This window comes from Defluviitoga tunisiensis (assembly GCF_000953715.1).
Lineage (GTDB): Bacteria > Thermotogota > Thermotogae > Petrotogales > Petrotogaceae > Defluviitoga > Defluviitoga tunisiensis.
The window spans coordinates 719,161-731,957 of the sequence record NZ_LN824141.1; the positions used below are offsets into that span (position 1 = coordinate 719,161).

The 12,797-nt window shown below is 30.8% G+C and carries 10 protein-coding genes; all 10 read left to right on the forward strand.

The genetic code is table 11. The features are described 5' to 3' along the window. The first annotated feature begins 62 nt into the window (after positions 1-62). The 10 genes from DTL3_RS09845 (at position 63) to DTL3_RS03480 (ending at position 12,796) form a co-directional block, all read left to right on the forward strand. Positions 63-194, forward strand: coding sequence for a hypothetical protein (locus tag DTL3_RS09845; RefSeq protein ID WP_269446383.1), 132 nt, complete (start codon positions 63-65; stop codon positions 192-194). Further along, positions 185-3,361 (forward strand): UvrD-helicase domain-containing protein, encoded by a 3,177-nt coding sequence (locus DTL3_RS03440; RefSeq protein ID WP_045087533.1) that lies wholly within the window; start codon positions 185-187, stop codon positions 3,359-3,361. Before DTL3_RS09845 ends, DTL3_RS03440 begins: the two co-directional genes overlap by 10 nt. A gap of 215 nt (positions 3,362-3,576) precedes the next feature. Then, positions 3,577-4,800 (forward strand): M20 family metallo-hydrolase, encoded by a 1,224-nt coding sequence (locus tag DTL3_RS03445; RefSeq protein ID WP_045087534.1) that lies wholly within the window; start codon positions 3,577-3,579, stop codon positions 4,798-4,800. Between the two features lie 45 nt (positions 4,801-4,845). Beyond that, a complete protein-coding gene (locus DTL3_RS03450; protein ID WP_045087535.1) occupies positions 4,846-5,460 on the forward strand; it encodes a CBS domain-containing protein in 615 nt (204 codons plus the stop codon). Between the two features lie 31 nt (positions 5,461-5,491). Next, entirely contained in the window at positions 5,492-6,937 is a 1,446-nt protein-coding gene (locus DTL3_RS03455) for a glycogen synthase (protein ID WP_045087536.1), read from the forward strand. A gap of 46 nt (positions 6,938-6,983) precedes the next feature. After that, entirely contained in the window at positions 6,984-7,979 is a 996-nt protein-coding gene (gene galT, locus DTL3_RS03460; RefSeq protein ID WP_045087537.1) for a galactose-1-phosphate uridylyltransferase, read from the forward strand. 542 nt (positions 7,980-8,521) lie between these two features. Beyond that, a complete protein-coding gene (locus DTL3_RS03465) occupies positions 8,522-9,709 on the forward strand; it encodes an ROK family protein (protein WP_045087538.1) in 1,188 nt (395 codons plus the stop codon). A gap of 35 nt (positions 9,710-9,744) precedes the next feature. After that, positions 9,745-10,992 carry an extracellular solute-binding protein gene (locus tag DTL3_RS03470; protein WP_052670324.1) on the forward strand — a complete coding sequence of 416 codons (1,248 nt, stop codon included), beginning with the start codon at positions 9,745-9,747 and terminating at the stop codon, positions 10,990-10,992. A 60-nt stretch (positions 10,993-11,052) separates the two neighbouring features. Continuing rightward, positions 11,053-11,940, forward strand: coding sequence for a carbohydrate ABC transporter permease (locus tag DTL3_RS03475; protein ID WP_045087539.1), 888 nt, complete (start codon positions 11,053-11,055; stop codon positions 11,938-11,940). 13 nt (positions 11,941-11,953) lie between these two features. Further along, positions 11,954-12,796, forward strand: coding sequence for a carbohydrate ABC transporter permease (locus DTL3_RS03480; RefSeq protein WP_045087540.1), 843 nt, complete (start codon positions 11,954-11,956; stop codon positions 12,794-12,796). Position 12,797 lies beyond the last annotated feature (1 nt).

Genomic DNA, 12,797 nt, shown 5'->3' on the forward strand with positions numbered 1-12,797 from the left:
CCTGTTCTAATATTAAAGAGAGGCGCCTAACAGGCGTCTCTTTTTAATATAGTCTTGGAAAAGTGGACTATAATAGAAAGCAATCAATTCATTTTTTTGAAAATGAAAAAGCTTTGTATGATATAATAAATGCAGGATGTAAAAATATTATAATATACTATGAAATAAAAGGGTTGGTAGGAAAATGGGTATAAAAAAAGTTGATATATATAAAGAAATAGATAATCCTAACAGGAATTTTTTTATCTCTGCTTCAGCGGGAACTGGCAAAACTTATCTGTTGACACAATACTACCTTAAAATTTTAGAAACAAACTTTCCTAACTCTGATATAGTCGATAATATACTTGCAGTTACTTTCACAAATAAGGCTGCTGCAGAAATGAAAAACAGAATAATGGATTCAGTTTCAAAAAAATCTACAAAAAAGCCTCCTTCTGGATACAATGAATTTGAGTGGAGCAGATATTGGAATGAGATAAAAATAAATTTATCAAGGTCTTGGATTAGAACAATTGATAGTTTTTGTTCGCGTATAATACGGGAAAATAACATAGCAATTGGTGTAGACCCAAACTTTATTATTATTAGTGATTTTCAAAAGAAAAGAGAGATCGACAAAGCAGTTTATTCTGCCCTGAGGGTTATATTAGAACTCTATGAAGAGAAAGACACCGATTGGATAAACTTTTTACCTACGAAAAGAAAAGAGAATATAGAAAATCAAATAAAACAAATAATAGCAGAAAAAGATAGATTTAAGGTTACATTTAAACATATCTTAAAGGAAATAGGATTAAAGCAGTTAAATAAAGTCTTAAATAAGATAATAAGCGACTGGCGATTAGAAATGTCAAGAGCAAACGTAGTAGAAGATTTTCAACTTTCAGACCAAACATTTAGTGAGATATATCAAGATATCTTATGGTTGTTAAAAATATTATCACTCATAGCTTGTGAATTCTTTTTAGGTCAAACTGTTGATCTTTTCATGTATGATTTTAAAGCCCTTTCCGAAAAAGTATTAGAGGTATTTGAAGATCCGTTTTTACTTAAAAAATATCAAGATAAATTTAAATACATAATAGTAGATGAATTTCAAGATACTAATTACTTACAAAAAGAAATATTTGATAAACTTCATACAAATGACAATTATTTTTTCTATGTAGGTGACAGAAAACAATCAATTTATAGGTTTAGAGGAGCGGACGTTTCTGTTTTTTCTAAGACATTGCTTGATTCCGAAAAGTCATCTGAAGAAGTCCTTCTAGGAGAATTAACAATTAACAGGAGGTCTCATAAAGGAATAATAGATTACGCCAATTTTATTTCAGAAAATGCTTTGTTCAACAAAGATAACATCAATTTAGAAGATATAGACCCCTTATTGTTAAATACATTTATATTTAATAGTGGAGATAAATTTTCTTCTGAGATACCTCCTAAAGAAGATGAGATTGTACCTTCATTAAGTGGAACTGATAAAAAAAGAATTAAATATGTAACTGTTTATGAAGACGAATATATTAAGTTAAATAATGTTGATGATCGAATATATCATGAAGTTGAAACTATAGCAAAGGTAATAAAAAAATTATTAGGTCAAGAAATTGATTTTTTGATGAGAAAGAATGGTGAACTTTGTTATGAGAGAAGAAAAATTGAACCGAAGGATATAGCTATACTTACAAGAGATCTAAAAAACTCCGAAGGAACTATTAGAGAAGTTTTCTCAAAATATAACATCCCTTTTTATATATCGGGTAGTAAAACTTTTTACAATAGACCAGAGATTCAAGCAATTTTTGCTGCTATCAGTTGTGTTCAAAATCCATACAATGACTATGAATTTGTTAGGTATATGATGTCATTATTAGTCGGAATGAGCTTTCAAGATTTATCAAAATTGGTACAATATAGAGAAGGTTCGCTATTTGAAACATTTGAAAAAATAAAAGATATGTTTTCAGATGGAATAGTCAATAGCTATGAAGTTTTAAAAAAATATAAAGATCTAAAATATTATTTAACCCCATCAGCTATATTTAAAGGTATAATAAATGAAAACAACTACTTTTTAAAATTATCATTAACAAAAGATCCAGAAGTTGCAATATCTAACGTTAAAAAGCTAATGAACGATGCTGAAAATTATAACAACATTGCAAATTCCTTTTCAGAATTAGTTAGATATTTAAAAAGTGCAACTTCATTTTCAGAAGAAGAAGCCTCTATCGAAGATGAAACTTCTAATAGTGTGAAAGTAATGACAATTCATAAAGCAAAAGGGTTAGAATTTCCAATAGTTATATTGATGGGTTTACATAGAAATATTCAAGTTACCGATACTCATGATTATATTGATGTAGAATTTTCGCTACCAGATTTGAATGGAAACAGGTATTATATTTTAAAAAACAAAAAAATTGAAAAGATCTTTCAAGAAAGCGATAATTGGTTATTAAAGTGGTATAAAAACAATGATTTTCTAGAATTAACTGAGGCCAATAGACTTATTTATGTAGGAATAACCAGGGCAAAAGACTTGCTCATTCCTATTTTAGTTTTAGGTGATGGGAAAGGTACCCTAAATACTTTTTTTAAAATTGAAAAAAATGATCATATTGATATAATAGATAGCCGCGATATTGAAATTGAAAATACAGAAGAACTAACAAGCGATGAAGACAACGAAAATATTTTTAAAGAGGTTCCTCAAGAAAATCTAAAAGACTTTAGAAATTTGGCCTATAAACAGTATATAGCCCCAACTTATTTAATCCACGAAGTTAAGCCTTCAGAATTACAAGTTACAGAAGATTTGGAAGATAGTCAAATTAACCTATCTCTTACTTTCGAAATAGATAAGTTGTTCTCAGAGCAAAATCTTTTAAAAAAAGGCTCCGAATTACACAAAAAATTATGTAGTGCTCAGAATTTGAGCCATATACGAAATATGATCGAATTAGGTGAGTTGCCAAGAGGTTTTGATAAATTAGAAATAATTAGAAAAGCATTTTCACCTGAACCTAATAAAATTATAAAAAACGAATGGCGACTCATGAAAAGAACAAAATATCAAGACAGGGAATACATGCTTTTTGGAATTCCAGATAAAGTTATAATACAAGATGGAGAGATTGAGATACTAGATTTCAAATTTTCAGACCTAAATGATCCAAAAAAGATAAATGATTATAATTTTCAAATTCAATTTTATATGTATTTACTTAAAGATTTTGGTAAACCAAAAGCTGGATATATAGTTGGAATAAAAAAAATTTTGGAACCAATAAAGATAGAATACGACTATAATTTTGAAGAAATTCTCTCAAAGACCTTAAAAGAATTAAACTAAAATAATTTTTATACTTTAGAAGCTAAGTCTTTCTAGAAAATAGGATTTTGAATTTATAAGGCTACAAATTTCAAGTTTCCTCTTTGTTTTTGGGATGAACACAAAAGAACAGTTAGGAATTGTTTCAAATAACTAAACACTTTAGCATTTATTGAATAATGGTTTCACAAATTTTAAAATGTCTATTAAATTGATCAAAGGAGGAACTTCAAAGAATGAAAAATAAGATAGACGAAAAAGTCGATTCTTTAAGTCAAGAAATTGTCAATAGTTCTAAAAAATTCATCTCCATAAATTCTGTTAATCCTCGAACAGGAGGACCGGGAGAAAAAGAAGCAGCAGAGTGGCTAGAATCCTTACTAAAACAATGGAATTTTGATGAAATTAAAAGATACGATGCCCCTGATGAAGAAGTTAAATACGGCTATAGGCCTAATATTGTTGCAACATATAAAGGAACAGATCCAGATAAGACTATTTGGTTTGTTACACACATGGATAAAGTTCCTGCAGGAGATCTAAGTTTATGGGATACAGACCCCTTTACCCCAGTAGAAAAAGACGGAAAGATCTTTGGAAGAGGAAGTGAAGACAACGGAGCTTCTTTAATCGCAACTATATATGCATTAAAAAGCATTATGGATTTAGGAATCAGACCCAAAAATAATATTGCTATTGCTTTGGTTTCTGACGAGGAAACGGGTTCTGATTATGGAATAAAATATCTTTTGAAGCAAGGTATATTTGAAAAAGAAGACTGGTTTTATGTGCCAGATGCAGGAAATAGTAAAGGAGACTTCATTGAAATTGCAGAAAAATCAATTATGTGGGTAAAAATTACTACAAAAGGTAAACAAGGACATGCTTCAATGCCAAATGTTTCAATAAACGCCCATAGGGCAGGCATGCAATTTGCGTTAGCTTGTGATAAATATATACATGAGAACTATAATTTAAAAGATGACTTGTTTGATTATCCATATTCATCATTTGAACCCACTAAGAAAGTTACTAATGTTGAAAATGTAAATACCATTCCAGGAACTGATGTTGTATACTTTGACGGAAGAATATTGCCAAATTATGATATAGAAGAATTAATAAATGAATTAAAAAAACTTTCTAAAGAATTTGAAAAAAAGTTAAATGTTAGAATACAAATTGAACCATATCATGTAGAAAAAGCTGCACCGTCAACTTCACAAAATCATTCATCGGTTATTTTACTAAAAGAAAGTATAAAAGAATTAAGAAATTTTGAACCAACTGTTGGTGGAATAGGTGGTGGAACTTGTGCGGCGATTGTTCGAAGGGCAGGATTTCCCGCAGTAGTTTGGTCCACAATAGACGGTACAGCTCACCAACCAAATGAATATGTCAAGGTAGCTAATTTAATAGAAGATACAAAGGTTTTTGGGTATTTGATGTCACAGCTATAGATAAATGAAACACTTTTATTTTATATAATTATTGGGGGCCAGAAAATGTACATCAAATTATGGCAGAATACACATTTTGCAAAAATTGATTACTATGAAACAGTCCAGGAGGCTATAAATAAACTCATCTCAATTGGAGATTCTTTAGTTGTTATAAGACGAGATGGAACACTATATAATCTCTTATCACAAATGGATATTGAATTCTTGAAAACATATGAACCTAATAGAAAATTAATAGAAATTCTTGATCCTACTGACAGTTTTTTATTTGATGACGATTTGGTAGAAGACGCCTTAGTAATCATGTTAGAAAATCGAGTTAAAGTTTTACCTGTTGTGGATAGTGAGTTGTTCCCGGTTGGTACCTTTGGATTTTTCGAATTACTAAAGGCCTTTAAAACTATTTCAGCAATGGATGAAGCTGGTACAAGGGCTATTATAAAAATAAAAGATGAACCAGGAGAGCTAAATAAAGTTTTAGCTGTTTTTGCCAGAGAAAAAATCAATGTTTTATCGTTAATGACTGCAAAAATATCAGAAAACAAAAGAATGGTTAGTTTAAAACTAGGTATTAAAGATATAAATAAAATCTCAGAAATCTTAGAAGATCAAGAAATCGAATATGAAGGGATTTATGAAGAAGACAAAGGTATGTAAGGACAGAATATCAAAGTAAGGAGGTTCTTTTGTGAAAATTGCTTATGTATCATATGAGGTTTCTCCATATGCAAAAGCTGGTGGATTGGCTGATGTAGCGGGTGCTCTTCCCATATATTTAAAAAAGATGGGTGCAGAACCTTACGTAATTATGCCTTTGCATAAAAGTATTGAAAAAAATTTTGATGTTTCTCAGTTTAAGTTGGTTAAAGAAAATTTGATGCCAGATTCTCATACTTATAAAATTCCTTTTTCTGTATATCAAGGCTATTTACCAAATTCCGAGGTTAAAATATACTTCATAAAAACAGACAAATTATTCGATTCCAAAAATATATATGAAGAAGAGAACATATTTTTAAAAACGTCTTTTTTTTGTGATGCTTCTTTGAAAACAATAAAAGAAATTGAATCAGATACAGATGTAATAAATATAAATGACTGGCATACCTCTCTTATTCCAGTCTACTTAAAAACTAATTATTATGAAGATACCTCACTTAGAAAAATAGCTACAGTTTTAACTATACATAATATTGGATATCAAGGATTATTTGATTCTGGAGTACTAACAACAGCAGGTTTACCTTCTTATCTTTTTAATATGGAAGCCTTGGAATTTTATGGAAAAGTCAACATATTAAAAGGTGGAATTATGTTTAGTGATGTTATCAACACTGTTAGCCCAACCTATGCAAAAGAAATACAAACAAAAGAATACGGATTTGGGTTAGAAGGGATTTTAAAGATAAGATCAGAAGATCTTTATGGCATATTAAACGGGATAGATTACTCTGTATATAACCCACTAACTGATCCACATATTTTTTATCCAATAAAAACCTACGAAGACAAGCTAAAAAATAAAAAAAAGTTGCAAGAATACCTCAATCTACCTCAAAAAAAGAGTGCAACAATCGTTTCTTTTATAGGCAGATTATATGAACAAAAAGGTATAGATTTGATAAAAAATATGATAAAATATCTTCTTCTTACAGATATTCAATTTGTAATCCTTGGAACAGGCAATGAAAATTATGAAGGATTTTTCAAATCCTTAGAAAATGAGTTTCCACAAAAGGTTTCTATAAATATCACTTTTGATACAGATTTAGCCCAAAAAATATATGCGGGTTCGGATATTTTTCTAATGCCTTCAAGATACGAACCATGTGGACTAGGTCAAATGTACTCAATGAGATACGGAACAATTCCGGTAGTTAGATATACAGGTGGGCTAGAGGACACGGTTATAGAATATGACCCGATTTCAAAAGTTGGAACAGGGTTTGGTTTTTATGAATACAATGAAAGCGAACTGCTAATGACATCTTTAAAGGCGGTATATTACCATCAAAAAAAGAAAGATGACTGGAAAATATTGTTTCAAAATTGCATGGGCGCAGATTTTTCATATGATAAATCTGCAAAAGAATATTTAGAACTTTACAAAAAAGCTATGTCGAAAAAAAGTTAGAATCCAAAGACATGAAAAATTATAATAGGTAGGTGTCATAAACAAAATGATAGAATTGAGAAAAGATCCCATTGTGAAAAGATGGGTTATTATATCTTCGGAAAGGTCAAAAAGGCCAATAGATTTTAAAAAGGTTGTTGAAGAACCTGAAACGTTTTTTTGTCCTTTTGATTATGGTAATGAATATAGTACCCCACCAGAGGTTTTGGCGTTTAGAGAACCCTCTTCGAAACCCAATTCATCTGGTTGGTGGTTAAGGGTCGTTCCAAATAAATTTCCTGCATTAAGTACTGAACATGAATTGAAAAAACAAGGATATGGAATATATGACCAGATGTCAGGATATGGATACCATGAAGTAATAATTGAAACTCCAGAACACAATACCTCTCTCGCCAAAATGCCAGAAAGTCAAATTAGAGAGATAATGTGGGCATATGTCAAAAGATTTCAAGAGATCAGAAAAGATAGAAATATTAAATACATACAAATTTTTAAAAATAAAGGAAGAGAAGCTGGTGCTACACTATCACACCCCCATTCACAGCTTATAGCCACCCCAATTGTTCCTATTACAATTCGTTCAGAAATTGAAGGTGCTAAATCTTATTATGATTTCAGAGAAAGATGTGTATTTTGCGATATAATTTCTCAAGAATTATCTGAAAAGGTTAGAGTTGTTTTCAGAACTTCTGAGTTTGTAGTAATTGAACCCTATGCTTCTAGATTCCCATATGAAACATGGATATTACCTATAAAACATTCTCATGATTTTGGAAGTATTGAAACAAAACCACCTCTAGTTGAAGATCTTGCAAAAGCTGTTTCAATAATTGCTAAAAAGTTTGAAAAAAAGATAGATGATCCTCCTTTTAATTTAGTAATACACACTGCACCTTTTATTGAAGGCTTAGAACACTATTATCATTGGCACATTGAAATAATCCCAAGACTAACAAACATCGCAGGTTTTGAATGGGGAACAGGGTTTAATATTAATCATATTGCTCCTGAACAAGCTTGTGCAGACCTATCTGAATAAACAATCACTAATAAATTTTTCCTATTGAAAAACTTAAACAAAACATATAAGACAATTTTTCCGTTGAAATTGTTTAGGGTTTTTGTACTTGTTTTTCAAACTTCAAAAAAATATCTTAGAAATTGAGAAAAAGTTAGAAATACAACAATAATTGTATCTAACTCCTTCTAAACTTTCCTCATCACATATAATCATACTTGTTTATTTTTTAAATATAACCTATAATAAAAATAAACTTACTTTCCTTAGTAAAGAAAGAAAGTTAAATAACCTTCTAAAAACATATATTTTAAATATATAAATTCACATCATGAAATCCTCTAATTGTCTCTAGCAAGCTTTTAAATATGATTTTTTTAATGGATTTAGTGTAAAGCACTCTCCTCTTTCCTCGGTACAAGTTACAAAGGTTTAAACAAATTAAGAGTAAGTTTGGATTATAAGTAGACTGATATTTTTCAAAAACATCAAATACTAAACATATATAATGGCGGATTTTAAAACTTCTAATGTCAGTATTAAATCAATAAAAGGAGATAAAAATGTCAATAATAGGAAGTAGAGAATTAATAAGGGACATAAATGAAAAAACAATCTTAAAAACAATTTTTCTAGAAAAACAAATTGATAGAGCGTCTCTTGCCAGAAAAACAGGTCTTAGTAGTGCGACAGTGACGAAAATAGTTTCAATTTTGATTCAAAAAGATTTAGTAGTTGAATTGGGTGAAAGTGATTCGACCGGTGGAAGAAAACCAATTTTACTTTGTGTAAATAAAGATTATGGAAACATTTTGGGGGTTAAAGTGGGAGTGGGATATTTATACATAATGATAACCAATTTAAATGGGGACGTACTATCAAAATCGCGACTAGATTATGGTGAAGAAGCAGATCCCGTAAAAATTACCAACATAATAAAAAATTATGTTGATGAGCAAAACAAAAATAGTCTAGTTGGAATAGCGATTGCAGTTTCAGGAACAGTAGACCCTAAAAAAGGTATAGTACTTGATTCATTCCTTCTAAATTGGAAGAATGTAAAACTTGCTAGTTTAATAAAACATGTACTTAAAGCACCAGTATATTTAATTAATGATGTGGATTCTTTTACTATAGCCCACTTATGGAAAGGAAAATTAGTCAATTATAAGAATGCGTTAGTACTTACTTTAGGAACAGGAATTGGAGGATCGATTGTTATTGGAGGTGAACTGTATACAGGTAATGGAGGGGCTGGGGAATTTGGTCATATGACATTGATTGATAAAGGTAATACCTGTAGTTGTGGGAGTCAAGGTTGTCTAGAGTCTGAGGCAGGATTTGATGCCCTTGCTACTAATATCTATGAAAAAACTAAAAGTTTAACCTTGAAAGAAGCTTATAGAAATTACCGAAATCTTGAGACCTCTCAGATTGATTTTTTAAAGTTAGCACTTAAAGAAGATGAAAATACATTCAAAACAGTTTTTGATGAATATTCATATATTGTTGGAATTGCTATTAAGAATTTAATTAATATCTATGCGCCAGAATGTATCTTAATAGGGGGAGAGGCTTTAGAGTTTTCAGACTACTTTTTAGAAAAATCAATCAAGTTTGCAAAAGCTGCAGCCTTTGGTAATTTAGGTGAAAGAGTAACTTTCGAAATCGACAATCTTGGTACAGATGCATGGATTTTGGGGGGAATTTATAAGGTAGTTCAAGAAGAAATGTTTTATGTTGAAGTGTAAAAAGTATTTTCAAAATTTTGAAGGAGGAGAGATCTATGAAAAAGACTTTTGTTTTGGTGATTTCTTTACTGGTAAGCGTTTTTATTTTGGCTCAGATGAAAGAACTTATTTTTTGGCATAGTTACTCAACAACTTCTGGAGAATATAAGCTTTTGACCAAAGAAATAATTCCGGAATTTGAAAAAGCACATCCAGAAATAAAAGTTACTGAAGTACAAGTACCTTACGACGAAATGAGAAAAAGATTAATTGTGAGCACAGCTGCTGCCCAATATCCAGATGTTATGAGAATGGACATAATATGGGTTCCTCAATTTGCGGATATTGGAGTACTTTTGGCTATAGACAAGGAGTTCCCACAAGATTTTGCTAAAATCAAAGAAACATTTTTGCCTGGACCTCTTTCAACAAATTATTGGAAAGGTAACTATTATGGAGTTCCTTTAGATACGAATACGCGAGTTCTTTTATGGAACAAAAAAATGTTTGAAGAAGCTGGTTTGAAAGAACCTCCCAATACTATGGAAGAATTCATAGAATATATTAAAATTCTAACAAAAGATGTTGATGGTGATGGAGAAAATGATCAATGGGGTTTTGCAGATACAGGTTTTGGGCCATGGAATAGTATCCCTTGGATTTATTCATTTGGAGGACAGATTCTTGATACTACAAATTCTAAAGCAGAAGGATATGTGAACTCTTCTGAAAGTGTAGAAGCTTTAAAAATTTTTAGAGAATTATATGAGCAAGGGTATATAGCCCCAATTGGTGGAGGAGGAATAGGAGTTCTTGAAGGTTATGCTGAAGGTATTTATGCAATGACTTTTGATGGCCCTTGGGCTTGGAGTATTATCAAAGGTCAATACCCAGAAGCAGAGATTAATTTTGCATTAGTACCACAAGGAAAGGGAGGTTCCAGATCTGTAGTTGGAGGAGAAGATATCGTAATATTTAATTCAACTAAATACAAAGAAGAATCATGGGAATTTGTAAAATACATGACTTCCAAAGAGGTGCAATTAAAATTTGCGACAGTTGGCCAAATGCCTGTTTTAAAGGGCTTGTTAGATGAACCAGAAATAAAAGTTCATCTTTTCTTTCCTGTATATTTAGAGCAGTTAGAAACTGCTGTTGCTCGTTCTCCTCATCCAGCCTGGAATGAAATTAATGACATAATGGACTCTGCATGGCAAAATTCTGTGATTGGTGGAGTAGATCCAAAAAAATCTTTGGACAATGCTGCCAAGGAAATAGAAAAAATTCTTCAGAAATATAAATGAGGTTCTTAAACGGTGGGGGCCTCCTCCACCGTTTATTGATAATTATAGGGAGGTTAATTCATGACAAGAGAAAAAAGGAGAAAATTAATAGGTTTATTATTTGTATTACCTGGATTGATCAGCTATTTTGCTTGGACCTTGTATCCTATTTTCAAAAGTTTTATCATGAGTTTATTTGAGTGGAACATAAATCCTGCTATACCAAATAAATTTATTGGATTAGCAAATTATTTTGAGTTGTTTCAAGATCCAAAATTTTATACATCTTTGAAAAATACTATGTTATATACTGCTGTTACAGTACCTGGACAAATGATATTAGGTTTTTTAGTTGCAATCTTACTAAATAGAAAAATGAAAGGTCAAACGTTGTTTAGATTATTATATTATTTACCGGTTGTAACTTCTTGGGTTATTGTATCTATTTTATTTCAATATTTATTTGCAGCACGAGGAGGATTAGTTAATTTTCTACTTAAAGACATTTTGCATATAATACCAAAGAACATCGCTTGGCTCTCTAATCCAAAAACTGCCATGGTTCCAATTTACACTTTAGGAATATGGAAAGGAATAGGATGGTCTATGCTCATTTTTTTGGCAGGTCTTCAGGGTATACCAAAAGAAATTTATGAAGCTGCTTCATTAGATGGTGCAAACAGTTGGAAAAAGACTATAAAAATTACGATACCTTTAATGGTTCCTACTATAGTTTTTGAACTAGTGATGCTAACTATTGGTGGCTTTAATGTTTTCTTGTCAGTTTATGTAATGACGGGTGGTGGTCCAATGTGTTCTACGGAAGTTTTGTCTTCCTACATGTTTAAAGAAGCTTTCGATTATTTCCACTTTGGGTATGGAGCTGCAATATCTGTTATTTTCTTTTTAATTGTTTTTACTATCTCACAACTACAAAGAAAACTCTTATCCAAGAGAAGCTTATATTGAGAGGTGAAAATTCATGTATAAAAGGAATTCAAAAATAATTAATAATGTACTTATTTACGTTATTTTAATTTTAGGGGCCATAATAATGACTTTCCCTTTTTATTATATGTTTATAACTTCACTTAAAGAGAGCGCATACATTTTTTCTTTACCGCCCCAACTTATACCAAAACCCATGACTTTTCAAAATTATGTCACAGTTTGGAAAGAGGCAGATTTTGCTAGATATTTTGTTAACAGTGTTACGATTACATTGCCTGCTATACTGTTGAATGTTTTACTTTCCACGTTAACTGCATATGGTTTTGCTAGATATAATTTTCCATTTAAAGAAACTTTTTTCTCTCTATTAATAGCTACTTTGGCAGTCCCAGGATTATTATTAATCATTCCTCAATTTGATATAATAAGCAAGATAAAATGGCTTATGGATAATAAAGTTACCCTTATTTTTACAGGAGGAATAGGTGGAATTGCATTCAATGCCTTTTTCCTTAGAGGATTTTTTGAAGCAATGCCTGTAGAATACGAAGAAAGCGCTGAAATAGATGGAGCTAATGCTTGGCAAAGATTTATCCATATAGTTTTCCCTCAAGCTCTCCCAGCAGTGGGTGCCTTAACAATAATGTCTTTTATGGGTATCTGGGATGATTATTTTTGGCCTTCTTTGATATTAAGTTCTAAGAATAATTGGACTTTACCTATCGGAATAATGGGCCTTAAAGGACAATTTAGCGTACAATGGAATATTTTATTTGCAGGAACAATGATATCACTTTTGCCGGTTTTAGTAATATATGTTATATTCCAAAAATATTTTATTCAATCTGTTTCTGAAGGTGGCTTAAAACTGTAGG

Bases quoted from the DNA above. Each gene is read 5' to 3' on its own strand.
- DTL3_RS03440 (WP_045087533.1), top strand. From the start codon at position 185: ATGGGTATAAAAAAAGTTGATATATATAAAGAAATAGATAATCCTAAC.
- DTL3_RS03445 (WP_045087534.1), top strand. From the start codon at position 3,577: ATGAAAAATAAGATAGACGAAAAAGTCGATTCTTTAAGTCAAGAAATT.
- DTL3_RS03450 (WP_045087535.1), top strand. From the start codon at position 4,846: ATGTACATCAAATTATGGCAGAATACACATTTTGCAAAAATTGATTAC.
- galT (WP_045087537.1), top strand. From the start codon at position 6,984: ATGATAGAATTGAGAAAAGATCCCATTGTGAAAAGATGGGTTATTATA.
- DTL3_RS03465 (WP_045087538.1), top strand. From the start codon at position 8,522: ATGTCAATAATAGGAAGTAGAGAATTAATAAGGGACATAAATGAAAAA.
- DTL3_RS03470 (WP_052670324.1), top strand. From the start codon at position 9,745: ATGAAAAAGACTTTTGTTTTGGTGATTTCTTTACTGGTAAGCGTTTTT.
- DTL3_RS03475 (WP_045087539.1), top strand. From the start codon at position 11,053: ATGACAAGAGAAAAAAGGAGAAAATTAATAGGTTTATTATTTGTATTA.
- DTL3_RS03480 (WP_045087540.1), top strand. From the start codon at position 11,954: ATGTATAAAAGGAATTCAAAAATAATTAATAATGTACTTATTTACGTT.